Here is a 20,459-nt window from a genome sequence, read left to right as displayed (position 1 = left end):
CAGATGGCTTGCAGTCAAAATAATACTATTGTTTAGCTTTAACTTCGTTTTGAAGTTTATTCAATAATGCTTGGGCTGAATCATATTGTTCAAAATCATTTGCTTGAGCTATCGCCAACGCTTGCCGTAATTCAGAAATTGCCCCTGTTTTATTTCCGAGTGCATTATAAACTTCAGCCAAATGATACCTGAATATTGGGATGCTGGGTGATGCCACGATCACTTTCTCAAGTATTGTTAATGCTTGATTCAATCGCCCGGCTTTAAACTCAGCCCATGCATAAGTATCCATAAAATAGGGTTGATCCGAGTATTTAAAACGATCCAGTAATTTTAAAGCTTTATCAATAGAATCAGGACCCGATTGATAATCCAGCAACATGGAGGCTAGGTTATTTCTCGCAACATCTAATCTTGGATTTTTTTCCAGAACGTACTCGTAGATTTTAGCAGCTTCATCATATTTTTTTTGATTCACATAATTGGAGGCTAACAACATGGGGAGTTGAAGGTTATCAGGATTATCGGATACTCCTTTTTTATAGAGTTCTATGGCTTCATTTGCCATGCCTTTGAGATTGTAAATCCTGCCTAATTCAGCGATTAAGCTAACCGAGTTTGGACTGTTTTCTAACGAAGCTTTTAGTAAAGAAATAGCGCCATCAAAATTCTTATCCAGTGATAACAATTTACTTTTAAGTATTATTGCCGGTAAATTGTCAGGGTATTTACCCAGTATTTCGGTCAAAAAAGACACCATCTTGGGTCTTTGTTTGAGTAATTCGTAACAACGGGCAAATTCAGTCAATGTATCGGTTTGTACGGGTGATTTTTCCAATATATCTTTGAATAGGGGTACTGCCTGACTACACTCGCCTTTTTCCTGATATATTTTTGCCTGAAGGAATTTAGCTAACTGGCTTGCTTTGGGTTGTTTTTGAAGCTGCTGCAAAAGATTTTCAGCGGCTATCCAATCTTTTTCAATCATATGGATTTGAATCAACTTGTTGATCAAAACAAGCTCGCCAGGCAGTCTAGCCAAGGCTTTATTCAAAACATCCTTTGCAAAATTATTGTGTTTTTCACGAAGCGCCTTATCCACAATGGGGAACAGTGCCTGAAGATTGGTGGGATTTATATCCAATGCATCCTTAAAATATTTCTCTCCTTTGGCCCGATCTCCCTGAAGCAGCGCAATTTGACCCAACAAAACGATAGTTTCATCGGAGTTAGGCATATCCCACAGAACTGTATTTAGCAAAGTGGAAGCCTCGTCTAATTTTTCACTTTCAAGCAGCAATTTAGCTTTCAGAATTTTTGCTTCTACAAAATTAGGTTTGTCTTTTAGGATAGTTTCAACACGATCAAGCGAGTTAGCATAATCCCGCTGTTGAAAATCAATCTGTGCCAGCATCAAACTTGCTGTCGATTTTAATTCGTCATTAATATCATCGGAACTGACTATAGCCTTCAATTGAGATTTTGCATCCTCAATGCGGTTTGCGGCTAAAGTCCAGCGCGCCAGAGCCATAAGCATATCCGGCTTACCTTTAGCCTGCGCTATGTAGGATTGCAATTTTTCATCTGTCTTTGCTTTATCCAACGCATTGTAAAAGCCTAATGCAACCAGCTTGGGCTTTATTTGACCGGGCTTCGATTCAACCAGATCGGTGAGTAATTTTTCCGCCAGGTCATTTTTTTTGGCCAAAACATAAATTTTGGCGAGCGCATATTTAAGATCATCTTTCTCAGGGAAGACATTAATCAATTCCAGATAATCGGCAATGACCGCATCAATATCATTTTTTCTTGAGTCTAATTTAATCTTTAAAAGATGCAGCGATAAGTTGTTTTTATCTTCTGATATTGCAGGCTCAAGCAAAGCCAATGCTTCATCGAAGCTTTCATTTTCCATCAGTAAAACAGCTTTCAGTGACAACGCTTCGTTATGCTTTGGGTTTTTGGTTAAAACGTTATCCAAAACTGCCATAGCATCCACCAGCTTATTCTCCCTGACCAGTGCAGCGGCTTTTAGCGATAATGCGTCTTCGTTATCAGGAGTATTGCCAAGAATTTCATCAACAATCTTCATTGTTTCAGCAGACTCGTCAAAGAGTAGATGGACCTTGCCCAGCTTGATTTTAGCTTCGATATTTTGGGGATTTAACTTAATCGCCTGGATCAAGTTTTCCTTCATTGCTTTGAAATTTCGCCTTTTTTCATTTAACAGTGCCAAATAATAATAAGAGTCGGCACCTTCTTTGTCTTGTTGAATAGCGCTTTTCAGTTCTAATTCCGCTTTATCATAATCTCCCTTGTCGAATAGCTGTATTCCTTTAGTTTGCCTGTCTTTCGCTTCTTCCTCAGGAGTACTGCAAGCAAAAAGAGACATAATGCTTGTGAGAAATAATACGTTTAATGCATTTTTTTTTAACATTTTCTCTGGACCTTGAGGCAACTTTTCAAAAATTGACTTAAATTGATGGCGTGTCGGTAATATAAAAAACAAAGAGTAATTAACAAGTTGGGTAAAGCCGAATTAAGACTAACTTCATAAGCTTACAGTGAATATAGTTAGTGAATTTTGGTTCAAGACTTTAACAGGCGAATTAATCATAGTTCAATTTGACTTGATTTCGCAGTTAAAATCGCTTTTTTTCAATTCGTTTATAATCAGGCAATCAAAACTTAATCTAAAACGCATTAAAACTTAACTTTCTTGGATTCAAACAATTGAGCTCGGGAAATTTATGAATTGTAGTAATAAATAGTAATTAAACAATTCTCTAGATAAGAAATCTTGCTTAACTGTTGAAGTCATTCTCGCAATTAAGACATTGAAAACTGCTTTACTTCATCCAGACTCAACAAAACACGACGAATTATGAATGCGTTTGAAGATTATAGCTTTCTAAGCTACCTGGCGGCCTCTATTGCTTATCTGATGCTGCTTCCGTTAAGCATCTTCAGCTTGAAAAAAAGCAACCTGGCCTTGCCGATTATGATCGCTACGGGTCTGTCTTTTATTTGGGCCGGCTATACCACATTAGCGCTCAAAATCGACACTATCTATACGCCGGAGACATTGCCGTTTGAAACGTTGCGCAGTGCAGGTTGGCTGATTTTATTGAGCTTTATAATATATCAACAGCAAAACCATGAACACCTCTCATTTTTAAAAGAGTCAAAACTGGCTCAATCACTTATCCTCATTGTAACCCTGACCTTTTTAATAGAGAGCCATAGTCCATGGCTGATGTTGGTCAATTTTTATTTGGGTACTGATTTCCGTCTGTTTGCTCATGTTGGTTTCGCAATTGCCGGATTGATTCTGATTGAACAGGTTTATCGAAATGCCCTGTATGAACAGCGATGGGCAATTAAATTTCTTTGCCTGGCATTAGGCTCTTTATTCGTTATTGATTTTTTTCTATACAGTAAATCGTTGTTGTTTTCGAATATTGATTCAGCGCTCAGGGATTCAAGGGGCATTATCAATGCGATTGTAGCGCCATTACTGGCTATCTCTGTCGTCCGTCTTCAAGAACATACCACTACGTTAACCGTCTCCAGAAAACTGGTATTTCATACAACCGTCTTGTTTGCTACCGGCATCTATTTAATTTTAATGTCAGTTGTCGGTTATTACATTCGCGATTATGGCGGAAATTGGGGTCAACTGGCTCAGATAGCCTTTATTTTCCTGTCAATCCTGTTGCTCATCATCCTGTTTGTCTCGGGAAGAACTCGAGCCCTGGTTAAAGTGTATTTAAACAAACATTTTTTTCAATACAGTTACGACTACCGGGAAGAATGGATCAAATTAAGTAAAACTATCGCACAAATGGATTCCATTACCGAATTATATGGACTCATTTTAAAAACCATGGCCAATCTGGTTGAAAGTTCAGGGGGTGGCCTTTGGATTAAGAATGAACAGGGCGATTTTTATTTTGCCGAGCACTACAACATGGGGTTCGAACCTGAAGTTTTATTTAAAAAAGACACACCCTTTATACAATTCATACAATCCAAACAATGGGTGATAGATTTTGCTGAATATGCTTTTGCTCCCGATGTCTATGAAGATATCGACTTATCCGCCTGGGATAATAAAGATTATGCTATCTGGCTTCTGGTTCCGCTACTGCGATTAAACTCGGTTGAAGCCTTTGTCGTCCTGACACAAGCAAGAGCACCGCGCATTCTCAATTGGGAAGATCATGATTTACTAAAAACGGTAGGCATGCAATTATCGAATGCTTTGGCACTCAATCGAACAATTGACGAATTGGCAAGATCCAAGCAGTTTGAAGCCTATAACCGATTGTCTGCCTTCATTGTTCATGATCTGAAAAACCAAGTTGCCCAGATTGCTTTAATTGTTAAGAATGCCGAAAGGCACAAAAGGAATCCTGAATTCATTGATGATTCCATCGATACATTAAAAAATGTTGCCGATAAAATGCAACACGTCATCGATCAACTCAGAAAAGGCAATATTCATTCGGAAACCAGAACTTTGATTGATTTGATTGAGATAGTACAAGATGTCGCTATTCAACAATCCTGCAACAATCCTGGCCTTCAAATCATTAATCAAATGAGCGATACATCAGTGAGAGTCATAGGCGAACAAGCTAAAATGACTGCAGTATTAGGCCATTTGGTGCAAAACGCTCAGGAAGCGACACCCCAAAATGGCGTTGTTAGGCTAGAATTATTCAACGACAACGCAGACGTGACCATCAAAATAATCGATAGCGGAATTGGTATGGATAAACAATTTATCGCCACTCGTTTGTTTAAACCTTTCGATACCACCAAGGGCAACGCCGGAATGGGCATTGGTGTCTACGAAGCGAAAGACTACGTGACCAAACTATCAGGAACAATTGATGTTGAGAGCAATCCGGGCCTGGGTTCAGTATTTACGATAAAACTCCCCATCTACAAACCTGTAGAACAGTAACAAACTTGAGTACCACAGCAGTTAAGGACCAAATTAATGGAAGATAGAAAAATATTATTGATAATTGAAGACGACCCTGGATTGCAAAAACAACTTAAATGGAGCTTTGAAGATTATCAAACAGTCATTGCCGGTCATCGCCAGGATGCCATTATCGCATTGAGGCGATTCATGCCCAGCGTTGTTACGCTCGATTTAGGGCTGCCACCCGATCCTACCAATGCCAGCGAGGGATTGCAGACGTTAAGAGAAATTCTTGAACTGGCACCTTTAACCAAAGTGATAGTAGTCACCGGTAATGATGATCGGTCAAATGCACTGGAAGCGGTGTCATTGGGTGCGTATGATTTTTATCAAAAACCGATTGATCTGGATGTTTTGAAAACCATTATCCAGAGAGCCTTTCATCTGGACGAATTAGAAAAGGAAAATGTCCGGCTTCAGCAAAAAAACAAAGAGCCTTTGAACGGTATCATTGCATCCTGTAAAAAGATGCAAACGCTATCCCGCACGGTGGAGAAAATTGCACCTACACAAATTACAACCTTATTACTGGGCGAAACAGGAACAGGCAAAGAATTGCTTGCAAAAGCCATCCATGATCTCAGCGATCGTTCATCCAAGCCTTTTGTTGCGGTCAATTGTGCGGCAATACCGGAAAGTCTTCTTGAAAGCGAACTTTTTGGTTATGAAAAAGGGGCCTTCACCGGTGCGACCAAACAAACCAAAGGCAAAATTGAATACGCAGACGGAGGAACCTTCTTTCTTGATGAAATCGGCGATTTGCCGTTTTCACTGCAATCCAAACTATTACGCTTTATACAAGAGCGAAAAATCGAACGCTTGGGCGGCAGGGGAGAAATCCCGGTCGATGTCAGAATTATTTGCGCAACGCATCAAAATATTCAGGAACTGATTACCAGGGGATCCTTCAGAGAAGACCTTTTTTACCGCGTCAGTGAAATGGTGATCAATATTCCTCCGCTCAGAGAACGCGAAGGTGATGCTATCGTCATAGCAACAGCCTTGCTCCGAAAATTCAGTGAGCTACATAAAAAAACAATCCGGGGTTTCAGCAAAGAAGCGGCTCTTGCAATCGAAACCTTTGACTGGCCAGGTAATATTCGCCAGTTAGAAAACAAAATCAAACGAGCGGTTATTATGTCTAACGAGCCTTTGGTTAGCCTGGAAGACCTTGAAATAACGATCAACGACAAACCGTCATCGCCCTTCAATCTCAGAGAAGTGAGAGAAGAGTCCGAGACGGCTGCGATTAAACGGGCACTAACTCATTGCGACAATAACATATCCAAAACGGCCCAACTCCTCGGAGTAACCCGGCCTACGCTGTACAGTTTATTTGAAAAATACGGCATTCAAATCTGACGGCTTCCATAAATTGCCCATGCCACGTCTAATGCTTGTTTGTTCTCTTTAACATCATGCACGCGAAAATATTTAACTCCATTCATAACACCCAATGCAGTCGTCACTGCTGTGGCTGTTACCAATTCCTCAGGATTGTTCACATCGCAAATTGACCCCATGAAACGTTTGCGGCTTGTGCCCAATAAAACGGGATAACCGGTCGCTACAAATTGGTCCAGGTGTGCCAACAAATCAATATTATCCTGTTTACGCTTACCGAAGCCTATGCCAGGATCAATAACCAGTTGACGCTTATCGACACCCCTGCTGATCGCCACTTCGACCCGTTGCATCAATCCGTCCAGTACTTCCCTGACAACACTTAAATACAATGGACTTTCCTGCATCGTTTTAGGTGTGCCCTGCCGGTGCATCAAAATGAGGGGGACTTGTTTTTGTACGGCAACATCGAATATCAATTCATCATCAAAACCGGCAGAAATATCATTAATCAGTGTCGCTCCGGCATCCAGCGCCGCAGCCGCAACGCGATGTAGTGTTGTATCGATACTTATCGGAATGGTTTCGTTCAACTGCAGTCTTATCGCATCAATAATCGGAACGACGCGCCGAATTTGCTCTTCCTCAGATACCGGGTCTGCCCCAGGGCGCGTCGATTCACCCCCAATATCGATAATGTCAGCCCCCTGCTCTATCATCTTGCGGCATTGCTCCAGGGCTTCGGCAACCCCATTGAACCGTCCGCCGTCAGAAAAACTGTCAGGAGTGACATTCAAAATACCCATAATCATGGGCTTGGTATTCTCAACAATATTCACTTTAATGCCTCATTTATTAATCAGGGTCATGATTAAGGTATAATGCGTGTCTTTTAATCGCTTAACTTATGCAATGGATCATCCGCGTTTAGCTTGGGCTGTTACCGGTTCAGGCCACTATATAGAAGAATGCCTGGAATTTATTTTGACCCTGGACTGCGTGGATCTGTACCTCAGTTTAGCTGGAGAAGAAGTGTTGAAAATGTACGGCATCAAGCTGGACACTGTTCGCGAAAAAATGCCGGTCTATCGCGATAAAACCGCCTCTTCACCCCCTGTAGGACTATTCTACAAGGGTTATTATCACACTTTTGTAATGGCGCCGACGACCTCCAATACCGTTGCCAAATGTGTATTGGGCATCGCTGATTCGTTGGTTACCAACCTCTACTCGCAAGCCGGAAAATGCAGAGTTCCCAGTATTGTTTATCCTTGCGATATTGCGCCTGAAATGGAAACCACAGCACCCGGGGGCAAAGTAATGGTTTATCCCCGGCCGATAGACCTTGAAGCAACGGATAAAATTCGAACATTTCCCTACACACAGGTGGTTGAAAGCGTGGATGAACTGATTGAAGCCGTGCAAGCACGATTAAAGACGCTGGCATGAGCGAGCATATTCTCTTTTTAACCGGAAAACTGGCAGAAAAGCAATTACACCGCATTCTGGAACAAATGCAACCGGAGTTCACCTATACGGTGCATCAACTGGGTATCAAAGTCGCGGCGCTTATGACCACGGATATGATTACCAGGCGGTTGACCGATACGTTTAATGCGGATCGCATAATCGTTCCCGGACGTTGCCGGGGAGATATAGACAAACTGTCCACTGACTTAAGCCTGCCGGTTGAACGCGGTCCTGATGAGTTAAAGGATCTGCCCCAATATTTTGGCAAGGCAGCACATAAAATCGATATCAGCCATTACACGGTCAAAGTGTTTGCCGAAATTGTCGATGCGCCCTTCGTCAGCATAGAAACCATTTTGCAGCGAGCGTCTTATTACCGTGACAACGGTGCCGATGTCATCGATATCGGGTGCTTGCCGGGCACTCCATTTCCGCATATGGAGGAGACCATTCAGGCGCTAAAACATGCCGGATTTCTGGTCAGCGTCGATTCTTTAACATCCGAAGATCTGCTGAGAGGGGGTAAAGCCGGTGCCGATTATTTGCTCAGTCTGCACGAAAGCAGTCTTTGGATTGCCGGCGAAGTCGAGGCCGTACCTGTCATTATCCCCGAGACACATGAAGATCTCGATTCTTTATACCGGTCGATTGAAACGCTGCAAGCAAACAACCAGCCTTTCATAGCCGATCCGATTCTGGACCCTATCCATTTTGGATTTACCGCTTCGCTCGTTCGCTATCATGCAGTCAGAAAGCGTTATCCCGGTATCGAAATGATGTTGGGCGTTGGCAATATTACCGAACTGACGCATGCCGATACCCCAGGCATGAATGCACTGTTACTCGGTATTTGTTCAGAACTCGATATTAACCATATTTTAACAACCGAAGTCAGCAGGCATGCCTGCAGAGCGATTAAAGAAGCGGATCTCGCTAGACGCATCATGTATGCCGCCAAACAACAGGACAGGCTGCCAAAACATATTGATAACGGCTTAATGGCACTGCATGAAACCGCCCCTTTTCCCTATTCGGCGGTAGAAATCAAAGAATTAGCCGAGCAAATAAGGGACCCCAGCTTCAGAATTCAAACCAGTTCGGACGGTATCCATATTTTTAACCGTGATGGCATCCATACCGCGCAAGACCCGTTTGATTTATACCCCAAGCTTGATGTAGCAAGCGATGGCGGTCATGCCTTTTACCTGGGCGTGGAATTAGCCCGTGCGCAAATAGCCTGGCAACTCGGCAAGCGCTTTACTCAAGATGAACCGTTACAATGGGGGTGTGCTGTCGATCTAAAAGAAAACACCGTTGACTTACATCAATTCAAACCGGCAGGTTCCACATTACAAAAATAAAGCTAAAAACGTGGCAGGTTAAGCTCTCCTTGATTATTTTCTCCAAAACATCACAACGCTTAACGTTTTGATGGCTAACGATAGTACTTACTTCGAATTATGATTTTTGAAACCATCGTCACGACTCAAAATTGCTCAGGCGAAGTCCATATCGCTCCTATGGGTATCCATAAACAGGATGATCTGTTCATTATTTTGCCTTTTCGACCTTCTACAACTTTGACGAATTTGCTGTCAACGCAAACGGCCATCATCAATTTCAGCGATGATGTGCGCATATTTGCAGGCTGTTTAACCGGACGCCGCAATTGGCCCTTAAAAATGGCGGAAAAAGTCACAGGTCACGTCCTCGAAAACACCCTCGCCCACTCTGAAGTTAAGTTACTGCGCGTGGAAGATGACCCCGTTCGTCCGAAATTATTCTGTCAGGCCTTACATACTGTCAATCACAGACCGTTTACGGGATTCAACCGAGCACAATACGCCGTTCTTGAAGCAGCAATACTGGTCAGCCGGCTTGATAGATTGACTCATCAAAAAATTGAAAGCGAACTCGATTATTTACGCATAGGTCTTGAAAAAACGGCAGGGCCGGTTGAATTAGAAGCGTGGCAATGGCTGATGGAGGCCATCGCTCAATACCAGCAAGAGAGTAAACCATGACCGGAATGCTAGCCAGTGTCACCCATCTGCAAGAGGCATTACAGGCGCTTCAGTACGAAGTTGATATTATTGACCTCAAAGACCCGGCCCAAGGTGCACTCGGTGACCTTGAGATAGAAAGCATAAAAACGATAGTCAAAGCCATCAATGGTCAACGCCAGATCAGTGCGACCATCGGCGATTTGCCCATGCACCCACAGACTATTTTTTCCGCCGTTCTTGCCAAAGCTGAAACGGGCGTCGACTTTGTTAAAATCGGTTTTTTTCCAGGTGGCGACTGGAACGCAACTCTTGATGCGCTGGCTGACCTAGGCAATGCCGGGATCAACATGATTGCTGTTTTATTTGCGGATACGCAACCTGAACTCGGCATCTTAAGCAAAATAAAGTCCGCTCGATTTCGCGGTGTGATGCTGGATACGATGGATAAACAGAAAGGTTCACTAACCGATATGATGCCGCAAAAAAGCATTCAAAACTTTGTCGAACAAGCCGCCGCTAACCATCTTATATGCGGGTTGGCGGGCTCACTGCGAGTTGCCGATATTCCTGCATTAAAGTCATTAAAACCCGATTATTTGGGCTTTCGCGGCGCGCTATGTTCCCAGCAAAAAAGAACCGGAGAACTGGACGAATCGGCGATTAAAGCAATTTGTTCACTTATTAAAAAGCTATGAGCGCGTCATTCCGGCAGGGATTGCCGGAGCCGTCAGACCGCGCAAGCGAATCCAGGTCACAGGGATAGCTCGAAGCTTACCATACTTGGCACTGGATGCCCGTTTCCAGACGGGCATGACGGGCTTATGGATTGAGCTGAAAACATCTTGCTAATCAGGTCCTATTATTACTCGGCAAGACAAGCATAACTAAACTGAAGTTTCCCAGTTTTTATAGGATTGTCCAGGCTTGTTTGGGAACTGTGTTTGAATTAATAGTTGCCGTCATCCCGGCAATCTCTGCCGGGATGACACTTCTGCCTGAGGCGAACAGTGCTTTATGAAATGGGTTTGGCACCGTTTACGCAAACTCTATCGATAATTCCTGCAGCCCATGCATAATGGCAGTTCGTTCACTCTTAAGGCTAAACCATGAAACGACCGCTTCCGCTTACCACACAAATCCTGATCGGTATGGGGTTGGGCCTTCTTATCGGATCACTGATCAATAACTTTGCAATCGATCACTCTTTTGTGGCTACCTATGTGGTTAACGGCTTTTTTTATGTATCGGGGGCACTATTCATCAATGCTTTAAAAATGCTGGTGGTGCCTCTGGTCACTTTTTCGCTGATTGAGGGCGTTAATGCCATCGGGGATGCCGGTGCCGTTGGAAGAATAGGTTGTAAAACCATTTTTTGGTATTTGCTGACTACCGCTTTGGCCGTTTCGATGGCTTTGGCGATTGCAGCGATAGTTTCACCCGGGCAAAACTTTGAGACCGTCATCAATCACACGGCTTTTACTCCGCCGCCCGCCCCTTCTCTGAATGAAGTATTGATTAATCTGGTACCCGGCAATCCGGTTAAAGCATTTGCTGAGGGGGAAATGCTGCAAATCATCTGTTTTTCTCTGTTCTTCGGCATTGCCATGTTAAAAACCGGAGATACCGGTAAAAAATTGGCCGGTTATGTGTCAATGGTCAACGAGGTAATGATGTCACTGGTTACGCTAGTCATGCGCTTCGCTCCGTTGGGTGTTTTTTGCCTGATGGCAAAAACATTTTCCGAACAGGGTTTAACCCTCATCATGCCCATGCTCGGCTATGCGCTCACCGTGATTGCTTGTTTGCTCCTGCATTCCATCGTCACGCTGAATCTGCTGCTGTATGTCAACACGCGACTGAGCCCCTGGATTTTTTTGAAGAAAATGCGTCCTGTTTATCTTTTTGCATTCAGCACAGCCAGTTCCAACGCCACCCTGCCGGTTACCTTGCAAACCGTGGAAAAAAAACTGGGAGTTCATACCGGCACGGCATCGTTTACCATTCCATTAGGGGCTACGTTTAACATGGATGGAACTGCAATCATGCAGGGTGTCGCCACTGTTTTCATTGCCAATGTTTATCATATTTCGCTGACTTTAGAACAGTATTTAACCGTAATCGGCATGTCCTTACTGGCCTCAATTGGCACAGCCGGAGTTCCCGGTGTCGGCTTGATCATGCTCGCCATGGTATTAAATCAGGTCGGCCTGCCTGTAGAAGGAATCGGCTTGATAATAGGCATAGACCGCTTGCTGGATATGATAAGAACTGTTGTCAATGTCAACGGAGATGCAGTAGTAACCTGTATCGTTTCAGGTAGTGAGAAAACCCTGGATAAAAAGGTTTATCAAAACAGTGAATTAAATTCCGAATGATCTTCTTTTAAAGGATAAATTCCAGAGCAAAGCCTTTGCCCGGTATTAACCTGACTACTTTGGTTTTCAATACTGGCGCGTCATCCAGTTCCAGTGTTTGCACACTCATTAATTCACCCAGCTGAGGCAATTCGGTTGGACAAAAAATAAACAAACCACTCTCTGAAAAATCATTCATTTTAAGTTGTGCAGAATTGCCGGAGGAATAAGTCACCTTGACCAATGCCCGATGGACTAACCTGGCATGCCTCCTTCTATTGGTATCATTTGTCATAAAGCCTTACATGCCTATAAAGAAAAATATAACTATTCAGTCCCCTCTTTGAAAAAGGGGGGAGGTGAATAGAATTACGAAAAAATAGTTAACACTGAAACTGACTCAATAATAGTTGGTAAACAGTCAGGATGTAATGAAGTTTACTTTTCTTGATCATGATTTTGCCAATCTCTAACCAGCAGATGTTGGGTATTTTGACTGAATTGTTGTTGAACTTGCCTGATAAACTGCATTGCGCCCTTGACATGCCTCATTTCCGGCAGTTCATTGACTCCCTGGCTATCAATAGCCTCCAGAACATGTGCAACCGTAAGCTGGGTGCTTTCCATGGCGGGTTGAAAAACAGCGGCGCGTCCCACCTCGGTCTTTAGCTCAACAATCAATCGCGCATGGATCAGTTTGGTCAGCAACTCTTTAATGGTACCGGGAGGTATTTTTAATGCTTCAGCAAGTTGATCAATCGAATAAGGCGGGTCTCGTTCAATAAAGGCTAGCAAAATGAGCCGGGTTAGTTGTAAGGCAATTGCTTTTTCCAGATTGACACTCAATGAACCGGTTGTTAAGTGTTCATCGTCTGGATTTTGATGAAAAAAAACGACTTCGCAGCCAAACAGCACAATCATCCAGCCCGCTTGTAACCAAATGAGAAACAAGGGTAAAGCGGCAAAACTGCCATAAATTGCATTGTAGCCTGACACGCCGATTTGTAATGACAAATAACTCCATTGCAAAATCTGGTAAAGCAAACTGGCAAGAATACCGCCCAACATAGCGGACTTTAAAGCAATTTTTTGGTTCGGTATAAACAGGTAAAGGCTAGTAAACAAAATAAACATGATGACCAAGGGCGACAGACCGAAAATCCAGGTAATCAGAGCCACGCCCAACTCAGGCAGGTAATAAGTGGCAAGCCAGTCTAAAATATGTGTTTTTAAAAAAATAGTCATACTGCTGGCCGAAAGAGCTAATACCGGAGCTAAAAACATGAACGAAATATAGTCAGTCAACTTTTTTTGCAGCGGCCTGGATTGTTTAAGTTTCCAAATGGCATTAAAAGCATCCTCAATATTACTCATCACTTTTACGCCGGACCATACAAGAACAACAATACCTATTCCGGCAATGAGCCCCCCTTTGGTTTCTGCCAATATATTTTCTGCGAACCCCAAAACTTGCAACAGCATCGTTTCCTGATTAGGCACCTGTTCTAGCAATCGCTGTTTTAGATGAATTTCATAGCCGAAACCTTTGGCTACTCCGAACAATAAAGCAAACACAGGTACAATCGATAATAGACTGTACAACGTGAGCGCTGAGGCATGTAAAGGACAAAAATCGGCAACAAATCCTTTGACGGATCGAAAAAGCAGGAATTTTAATGAAAGCAGCCAATTAACAAAGCCCTTTTGATGCCAGTTGATCAAAGTGGACTCCGCAAAGAGTCCAAAATAATGAGTTTTTTGATTCATTTTTTTGGTATTTGAAGCGTTAAGAATAGAGTTAAGATATCTTCCTGAAAAAGAGAGCAAATCGGGTATTCCCAAAATGAAGGCTCAGTTCATAAACATAAAAGTGAATGTTAACCGATAACCTGAACGGCCATCTGGATCTATGACGTTAACATGTATTCAATAGATTGCTAAGTTTTGAGTGTAGAATATTAAAATTGAATATCAACGCAGTATCGGCTTGACATTAAGTCACTCAGGTCAAGCACAATCAGGGTTTTTCATACCTCACTCAATTCATTATGACGTTACGATTTAATCCGGTGGATATCTTCCATACCTGTGTTTTAATCATCTTCGTAATGTGCGCTTATTTCATTCTGGGTTTAATAGGCCTTGAATTGGCAGTCCCCCCCAGCAATGCAGGCGCCGTTTGGCCCCCGGCCGGTATCGCTTTGGCGGCGATAGTTCTAAAAGGACCTCGGGTGCTGCCCGGTATTTTTCTGGGCAATTTTTCTATCAGTGCCTGGGCGTTTGGTTTCAGCCCTCATGCTTGTCTGATTTATACAGGCACAGGAATAGGCGCAACTGCCTGCGCTTACACAGGCTACAGGTTAATCAAGCACCTTATTGGTTTACCGAATCCATTACTCGAAACCCAAAAGATTGTTTTATTTTTTACGTTGGGTGGACCTGTCAGTTGCCTGATTCCGGCAACCCTAGGTATTTCGCTAATGGTCAGCATGAAGGTTATCTTTCCTGCAGATATTCCGTTTAACTGGTTTAGCTGGTGGGTCGGCGACACCATAGGCGTATTGGTTTTTACTCCGCTTGCCCTTATTTTATTTGCCAAATCTCACTCAATTTGGCGATCCCGGTTAAATACTGTTGGCACGCCTTTATTGCTTAGTTTTCTCATTGTTTCAGGCAGTTTTCTTTTTATACAGGAGGATGAAAACCGAAGACATGCAAAAGAATTTGAGAGTCAAACCCTTTCGTTAGTCAAATTGATTAATGAACGCCTTAACAATCATTTGCAAATTGTTTACGGAATGCGCAACTTATTTGCAGTAAGCACTTCACCATTTGATCAAGCCGGTTTCTCATTTTTTACGCACTCTTTTTTTCAACAGTATCATGAACTTAAATCCTTGGCATTATTTTCAATAGCTTCGCAAGGATCAGAAATTAAAAGTCTGATTCCCCAATTAGTTGAACCAGAAAATAGCCGTGATTTTTTTTCCACCGTACTCAATGACCCGAACTCATACTTTAAGTTTTTCAGCCCATTTGAATCAGCAAAAAATCCGGCAGCGTTAATTAAATTTATCGATGAACAAGTGGTTATTCTGACCCCTGTCTATAACAATTCAAACACTAATAAAAAGGCTCTGATCGGTGTAGCCCTTTCGATGGTTATGCTGCCTGAGTTGCTGGATTCTGCTTTTACCGGATTAATGACGGAAGGGATACATATCAGCATAGATGTACTTGATAAAAAAATTGGGGTCATCAATGTTCATGCGCTTGCAAAAAACCAGTCAATTGACCGACAGATTCAGCATGAATTTAAATTGGCTGATCAAAACTGGCTGGTCAATTTTTTTCATGACAAAAGCCATATTCACGCTCAATACCATTGGTCGTTGTGGTGGTATCTTACGTGCGGTTTATTTTTTATAAGTGTTATGGGCGTTGGATTGCTGGCGCTAACCGGGCGTCATGCCATCACAGAGAGCATTGTGAATGAAAGAACCCGCGATTTATTGAAAGCCAAAAATACAGCCGAAAATGCGAATACTGCAAAAAATCATTTTCTCGCAAAAATCAGCCATGAATTGAGGACACCTTTAAACGGCATCATGGGATTCACACAATTGCTTCAAAACAATACGGATTTGAGTGATAACGAAAAACAACACATCAATATCATCAGGCAATGCAGTCAGGATTTGCTCGGTTTAATCAACGATATACTTGATTTTACGGCAATCGAAACCAACAACACCAAGGTTGTTAACGGACTTTTTGACTTTACGGCTTTTGTCAATGATATCAATGCGATTTATCAACTGATTGCAGAAAAACAACATCTGGAATTAATCACAACAATTAATAATGCACCCGCCAAACTCCAAGGTGATGAAAAACGTATCCGTCAAATCTTATGTAATTTGCTCAATAATGCCTTCAAATACACCGAAAATGGTCAGATCCAATTTATTGTGGATGCCTCGGAAAACGAACTTTATCTGACCGTAGCCGATACCGGCTATGGCATTGCGCAGGAAGATATGGATAGAATTTTTGAACCATTTATCCAATTGAATAATCATGACGCAATTCAAGAAGGCATAGGGATAGGACTGACTATTACCAAAGAACTGCTGAAAATCATGAATGGACGCATCTCTGTTCAAAGTGAGTTGGGAACCGGCAGTATTTTTACGGTAACTCTTCCTATTGAGAATCAAACGACAGCTTGAAACTAAGCTCGAATTGGTTTATCAGTAAAAGCAGGATGACTTATCGGGTTATAACTCTATAAAATGTGTTTTTTTATTAAAAATCCCTCAACGAGATGCGTACATCACAATTTCCACTGAATACTGTAAAAGAAACACCTGCCGATGCAGAAATAGTCAGCCATAAGCTGATGATCAGAGCGGGTCTGATCCGCAAATTAGCAGCAGGCTTATACTCCTGGTTACCGTTGGGACTGCGCGTTATGCGCAAAGTCGAGCAATATACCCGCGAGGAAATGGAAAAAGCCGGAGCGCTTGAAGTTTTGATGCCCGCCCTTCAACCAGCCGAATTATGGCAGGAAACCGGACGCTGGGAAAAATACGGTCCCGAATTGGCCAGACTTAAAGACCGTCACAAACGCGATTTCTGCCTGGGACCGACGCATGAAGAAATCATTACCGATCTGGCCCGCAATGAAATAAAAAGTTACAAGCAATTACCCATTACTTATTACCAGATTCAAACCAAGTTCAGAGATGAAATCAGGCCGAGATTCGGAGTGATGCGTTCACGCGAATTCATCATGAAAGATGCCTATTCGTTTCATTTGGATGAAGCCTCGTTGCAGGAAACTTATGATCAAATGTATCAGGCCTACACCAACCTGTTTAAACGTTTGGGCTTAGGCTTTAGAGCTGTAATTGCCGATTCCGGATCCATTGGCGGTGCGGTATCCCATGAGTTTCACGTATTAGCCGACTCAGGCGAAGACGCCATCGCCTTTTCAACTGAAAGTCAGTACGCCGCAAACGTTGAAAAAGCAGAGGCGCTTGCCCCTGCTGAACCCAGAAACCCGCCCTCTCAAGCCATGGCATTGACCGATACACCGCAGCAAAAAACCATTGAAGAAGTCAGTCGGTTTTTCAATGTGCCTGCTTCACAATGTCTTAAAACACTTATTATAAAAGGTGAGGAAGAAGGCGCTTTGTTCGCTTTGCTGATCAGGGGCGATCACGAACTGAATACCGTTAAAGCACAAAAAATTACGGGCGTATTAAGCCCAATGGAAATGGCGACAGACGAACAGATAATCAAGTCCTGTGGTTGCAATCCGGGGTCAATCGGTCCTATCAATCTGAACATGAAGATAATCGCGGATCGCAGCGTGATAGCGATGTCTGATTTTATCTGTGGTGCCAATCAGGATGACAAACATTATCAGGGCGTAAATTGGGAAAGAGACCTTCCGCTTCCTGAGACAATCGCTGATTTGAGAATGATTTGTGAAGGTGACCCGAGTCCGGATGGTCATGGGTCAATAACCATTGCGCGCGGCATTGAAGTTGGCCATATTTTTCAATTAGGCACCAAATACAGTGAGGCGATGAAAGCATCCATCATAAACGAAGCCGGGAAAAATCAAACCATGATCATGGGCTGCTACGGCATTGGCATTTCCCGTATTGTAGCGGCTGCTATTGAGCAAAACCACGATGACAAAGGCATCATTTGGCCGATGAATTTAGCCCCGTTTCAAGTAGCGTTGTGCCCGATGAACATGCATAAATCAGAACGTTTACGCGAAAAAACAGAAGCGTTGTATCAAGATTTGCTGGCTGCGGGTATCGAAGTGCTGTTTGACGACCGTAAAGTGAGGGCCGGCTTTATGTTTTCGGATATGGAACTGATAGGGATACCGCATCGCATAGTCATCGGCGATCGCGGCCTGGATTCAGGACATGTCGAATATCAGGGCCGGACCGATCAGGCCAGTATCGAGGTACCGATGGAAGGTCTGGTCGACTGGCTTAAAAAGAAACTGGCCGATTAACTTGGAAGAGCATTGGGTCGGCGAACAACAAAAAGGATTTCGCCAAAAATCCCCCTTAAAAAAAGCTATTTTAGCGTTAGTAGTTGAAAGAACTTTAACGCCGTCATCCCGGCAGGGATTGCCGGGATCCAGGTCACAAGGATGTGAAAGTCCGACACCATCCATGGCTTCTGGCCCCCACCTTCTGCATTCATGCAGTCGTCTTTTATAAATGAGGGGGTGTCGATGACGACGTTTAGAGGTAATGTTTTTCCCGATATTTTTTCACTATCCAGCGATTAAACACAGTCTGTGCTAAATTTAGGACCATCAATCAATGAAGATACGGGTAATTGTTCTGACGGAGCAACAAAACAAAGGTGATGCAACGTGTAGGTTGCGGTTGGCGACAGCCAACCCAACATTTCACCTGATTAGCAAGCTGTTTCAGCTAAATCCATAAGCGCCCGTCATGCCCGTCGGGAAACGGGCATCCAGTGCCATGGATGGTAAGCTCCGAGCTATCCATGTGACCTGGATTCGCTAACGCGGTCTGACGGCTCCGGCAATCCCTGCCGGAATGACGCGTCCGAATAGTTAGCTGAAACAGCTTTATAATCAGGACATTTCAAGGCCATAGCGCTAATTGTTGGGTTGCGAAAAGCATTCAACCTACGCTGAATAATTACATGACAGGTAATATTCTTTTCGTATTTAACCAATAGAATAATTGATAGCTAACACAAACAGGTCGTTTATGATCACTGATACACAAATTTCTCTTAAATCTCAATACTCAAGTAGTGACCGGTGGTTATTAGGATTTGTAGCGATTCTCTTTATTTTAGTGTTTGCACCGACCCTGTCCTGGCTATGGGGTCGCTGGACAATGAGCGTCTGGCAAAATGGGCACGGCATACTCGTAACGCTGCTGGTGATTTATCTCGTCAGAGAGGAACTCATAAAACGCAAGGACTTACCCCAACATACCAGTGCCTGGGGGTTTGCCATACTGATTCCGGCCTTAATCATTCACATGCTGGATACTGGACTCAATTCACAATTGCTCTCGGCATTTGGGTTATTCATGTCACTGCCCGGATTGGCCTTGTTATTTCTGGGAATAGAGCGCAGCAAAGCGATTCTTTTCCCCCTGATCATCCTGATGATGACGCTGCCCATCCCGCTTGTTTTTACAGAGTCACTTCATATGGGACTGCGTATCATCGCCACCAAATCAGTCGCTTGGTTGCTTAAAACTCTGGGGGTTCCGGTTTATTCGACCGGCACCATACTTCAGGTAGAAAACGGGACTTTACAAGTCGCCGATGCCTGCAGTGGTTTTTCTACCCTGTACGCGGCGGTTACAATAGCGATTCTTACCGCCTATTTTTGCAACAGCACCAAACGCAGAATCCTTTTATTGATAATTGCCGCTCCGCTGGCTATCGCCGTGAATATTGCAAGAGTATTAATACTGACTCTACTGGTTAATTGGATAGGCCTGGATGTACTGGCCACAGCTGCCCACGAAATTTCAGGATTGATGACGTTCATGATCGCATTGCCGGTCATTTTCATGCTGGGCCAAAATCCCAAAGAACCCGAAAACCTGGCGAACGAGTCGCATCAATGATAGCTGCCCGATATTCAATACCCGTCATTGCGTTGTTGCTGGTAGCCTTGATCCCCACCGTGATTCACAATTACCTGGGACTTCAAGCAAAAGACGATGCACCTGTAGAGAGCATACCCATTACTTTAGATAACTTCGTTTCAAAGCCATCAAGCCGGCTTGCAATCTGGGGAAAGGAAACCTTTAATTGTCATGACTGGATGGAACGCATGTACACGGATGAGGACGGCCATGTAGTTCGCTTATTTGTCGGAAAATCGTTCGATCACAAACGCCTGTATCATCATCCGGAACTGGCGCTGTCTTACGGAAATAATATGGTGAGCGAGGGTATTCAATGGCTTCAAGAGAACCCAAAAATACCTGTCAATGTGTTGCGCAATAATAATAAGCCAGGCTTGGCGGCTTATGTGCTTTGGTATGACGGACAATTTATAGAAAACCCAATTCAACATCAGATACAGGATACTTTAAAGCTGCTGATCAGCCCAAAAAAGCCGCTGATTTTGTTTTATATTTCAGATAATCACAGCAAAAGCACATTAAACTTTAGGGAGACAAATACCGCTCAGCTTTTGTTGAAAGCCATACAAAATTTTGAACAAATCTGAGGATACCGCCAAGGAAATAG

The 20,459-nt window shown here is 43.3% G+C and carries 15 protein-coding genes; 11 read left to right on the top strand and 4 right to left on the bottom strand.

Going from position 1 to position 20,459, the window contains the following annotated elements; translation table 11 throughout:
- Positions 1 to 25: 25 nt before the first annotated feature.
- Positions 26 to 2,437 (bottom strand): tetratricopeptide repeat protein, encoded by a 2,412-nt coding sequence (locus tag GO003_RS15735; RefSeq protein ID WP_159652966.1) that lies wholly within the window; start codon positions 2,435 to 2,437, stop codon positions 26 to 28.
- A 447-nt stretch (positions 2,438 to 2,884) separates the two neighbouring features.
- On the opposite strand from GO003_RS15735, the gene prsK reads away from it, so the two are divergent.
- Positions 2,885 to 4,972: an XrtA/PEP-CTERM system histidine kinase PrsK gene (gene prsK, locus GO003_RS15730; RefSeq protein WP_159652968.1), complete on the top strand. Its 2,088-nt coding sequence runs from the start codon at positions 2,885 to 2,887 to the stop codon at positions 4,970 to 4,972.
- A 36-nt stretch (positions 4,973 to 5,008) separates the two neighbouring features.
- Positions 5,009 to 6,358 (top strand): PEP-CTERM-box response regulator transcription factor, encoded by a 1,350-nt coding sequence (prsR, locus tag GO003_RS15725; RefSeq protein WP_159652970.1) that lies wholly within the window; start codon positions 5,009 to 5,011, stop codon positions 6,356 to 6,358.
- Here the strand turns inward: prsR and folP are convergent.
- Complete coding sequence (gene folP, locus GO003_RS15720) at positions 6,349 to 7,152, bottom strand: dihydropteroate synthase (protein ID WP_159653036.1); 804 nt, start codon at positions 7,150 to 7,152, stop codon at positions 6,349 to 6,351. The two genes, prsR and folP, sit on opposite strands and share 10 nt — an antisense overlap.
- A 100-nt stretch (positions 7,153 to 7,252) precedes the next feature.
- Here folP and GO003_RS15715 point away from each other — a divergent pair, with 100 nt between their 5' ends.
- The 5 genes from GO003_RS15715 (at position 7,253) to GO003_RS15695 (ending at position 12,191) form a co-directional block, all read left to right on the top strand.
- Positions 7,253 to 7,789, top strand: a complete 537-nt coding sequence (locus GO003_RS15715) for a flavoprotein (RefSeq protein WP_159653038.1) — start codon at positions 7,253 to 7,255, stop codon at positions 7,787 to 7,789.
- Complete coding sequence (locus GO003_RS15710) at positions 7,786 to 9,171, top strand: DUF6513 domain-containing protein (protein ID WP_159652972.1); 1,386 nt, start codon at positions 7,786 to 7,788, stop codon at positions 9,169 to 9,171. Before GO003_RS15715 ends, GO003_RS15710 begins: the two co-directional genes overlap by 4 nt.
- A 99-nt stretch (positions 9,172 to 9,270) precedes the next feature.
- Complete coding sequence (locus GO003_RS15705; RefSeq protein WP_159652974.1) at positions 9,271 to 9,834, top strand: DUF447 domain-containing protein; 564 nt, start codon at positions 9,271 to 9,273, stop codon at positions 9,832 to 9,834.
- Positions 9,831 to 10,511 carry a (5-formylfuran-3-yl)methyl phosphate synthase gene (locus GO003_RS15700; protein ID WP_159652976.1) on the top strand — a complete coding sequence of 227 codons (681 nt, stop codon included), beginning with the start codon at positions 9,831 to 9,833 and terminating at the stop codon, positions 10,509 to 10,511. Before GO003_RS15705 ends, GO003_RS15700 begins: the two co-directional genes overlap by 4 nt.
- Before the next feature lie 411 nt (positions 10,512 to 10,922).
- Positions 10,923 to 12,191 (top strand): dicarboxylate/amino acid:cation symporter, encoded by a 1,269-nt coding sequence (locus GO003_RS15695; RefSeq protein ID WP_159652978.1) that lies wholly within the window; start codon positions 10,923 to 10,925, stop codon positions 12,189 to 12,191.
- 7 nt (positions 12,192 to 12,198) lie between these two features.
- Here GO003_RS15695 and GO003_RS15690 read toward each other — a convergent pair whose 3' ends face one another.
- Positions 12,199 to 12,465 carry a PilZ domain-containing protein gene (locus tag GO003_RS15690; RefSeq protein ID WP_159652980.1) on the bottom strand — a complete coding sequence of 89 codons (267 nt, stop codon included), beginning with the start codon at positions 12,463 to 12,465 and terminating at the stop codon, positions 12,199 to 12,201.
- 143 nt (positions 12,466 to 12,608) lie between these two features.
- Positions 12,609 to 13,892 carry a YhjD/YihY/BrkB family envelope integrity protein gene (locus tag GO003_RS15685; RefSeq protein WP_159652982.1) on the bottom strand — a complete coding sequence of 428 codons (1,284 nt, stop codon included), beginning with the start codon at positions 13,890 to 13,892 and terminating at the stop codon, positions 12,609 to 12,611.
- A 326-nt stretch (positions 13,893 to 14,218) separates the two neighbouring features.
- On the opposite strand from GO003_RS15685, the gene GO003_RS15680 reads away from it, so the two are divergent.
- The 4 genes from GO003_RS15680 to GO003_RS15665 all read left to right on the top strand — a co-directional run bounded on the left by GO003_RS15680 (position 14,219) and on the right by GO003_RS15665 (position 20,439).
- The gene (locus GO003_RS15680; RefSeq protein ID WP_159652984.1) at positions 14,219 to 16,402 is read left to right on the top strand and encodes an ATP-binding protein; all 2,184 of its coding nucleotides are present in this window, start codon (positions 14,219 to 14,221) and stop codon (positions 16,400 to 16,402) included.
- A 95-nt stretch (positions 16,403 to 16,497) separates the two neighbouring features.
- Positions 16,498 to 18,213 carry a proline--tRNA ligase gene (locus GO003_RS15675; RefSeq protein ID WP_159652986.1) on the top strand — a complete coding sequence of 572 codons (1,716 nt, stop codon included), beginning with the start codon at positions 16,498 to 16,500 and terminating at the stop codon, positions 18,211 to 18,213.
- Between the two features lie 736 nt (positions 18,214 to 18,949).
- Entirely contained in the window at positions 18,950 to 19,828 is an 879-nt protein-coding gene (locus GO003_RS15670) for an exosortase/archaeosortase family protein (protein ID WP_159652988.1), read from the top strand.
- Positions 19,825 to 20,439: a hypothetical protein gene (locus GO003_RS15665; protein WP_159652990.1), complete on the top strand. Its 615-nt coding sequence runs from the start codon at positions 19,825 to 19,827 to the stop codon at positions 20,437 to 20,439. Before GO003_RS15670 ends, GO003_RS15665 begins: the two co-directional genes overlap by 4 nt.
- The last annotated feature ends 20 nt before the right edge of the window (positions 20,440 to 20,459 follow it).

Origin of the sequence: Methylicorpusculum oleiharenae (assembly GCF_009828925.2) — a bacterium.
In the GTDB taxonomy this organism is placed as follows: Bacteria; Pseudomonadota; Gammaproteobacteria; order Methylococcales; family Methylomonadaceae; genus Methylicorpusculum; species Methylicorpusculum oleiharenae.
Note: the sequence above shows the minus strand (reverse complement) of the source record. Positions and strands in the feature narration are given on the sequence as shown.

What these genes read in the sequence shown, in the direction of transcription:
- GO003_RS15735 (WP_159652966.1), bottom strand. Translation starts at nt 2,437, where the DNA reads ATGTTAAAAAAAAATGCATTAAACGTATTATTTCTCACAAGCATTATG.
- prsK (WP_159652968.1), top strand. Translation starts at nt 2,885, where the DNA reads ATGAATGCGTTTGAAGATTATAGCTTTCTAAGCTACCTGGCGGCCTCT.
- prsR (WP_159652970.1), top strand. Translation starts at nt 5,009, where the DNA reads ATGGAAGATAGAAAAATATTATTGATAATTGAAGACGACCCTGGATTG.
- folP (WP_159653036.1), bottom strand. Translation starts at nt 7,152, where the DNA reads ATGATTATGGGTATTTTGAATGTCACTCCTGACAGTTTTTCTGACGGC.
- GO003_RS15715 (WP_159653038.1), top strand. Translation starts at nt 7,253, where the DNA reads ATGGATCATCCGCGTTTAGCTTGGGCTGTTACCGGTTCAGGCCACTAT.
- GO003_RS15710 (WP_159652972.1), top strand. Translation starts at nt 7,786, where the DNA reads ATGAGCGAGCATATTCTCTTTTTAACCGGAAAACTGGCAGAAAAGCAA.
- GO003_RS15705 (WP_159652974.1), top strand. Translation starts at nt 9,271, where the DNA reads ATGATTTTTGAAACCATCGTCACGACTCAAAATTGCTCAGGCGAAGTC.
- GO003_RS15700 (WP_159652976.1), top strand. Translation starts at nt 9,831, where the DNA reads ATGACCGGAATGCTAGCCAGTGTCACCCATCTGCAAGAGGCATTACAG.
- GO003_RS15695 (WP_159652978.1), top strand. Translation starts at nt 10,923, where the DNA reads ATGAAACGACCGCTTCCGCTTACCACACAAATCCTGATCGGTATGGGG.
- GO003_RS15690 (WP_159652980.1), bottom strand. Translation starts at nt 12,465, where the DNA reads ATGACAAATGATACCAATAGAAGGAGGCATGCCAGGTTAGTCCATCGG.
- GO003_RS15680 (WP_159652984.1), top strand. Translation starts at nt 14,219, where the DNA reads ATGACGTTACGATTTAATCCGGTGGATATCTTCCATACCTGTGTTTTA.
- GO003_RS15675 (WP_159652986.1), top strand. Translation starts at nt 16,498, where the DNA reads ATGCGTACATCACAATTTCCACTGAATACTGTAAAAGAAACACCTGCC.
- GO003_RS15670 (WP_159652988.1), top strand. Translation starts at nt 18,950, where the DNA reads ATGATCACTGATACACAAATTTCTCTTAAATCTCAATACTCAAGTAGT.
- GO003_RS15665 (WP_159652990.1), top strand. Translation starts at nt 19,825, where the DNA reads ATGATAGCTGCCCGATATTCAATACCCGTCATTGCGTTGTTGCTGGTA.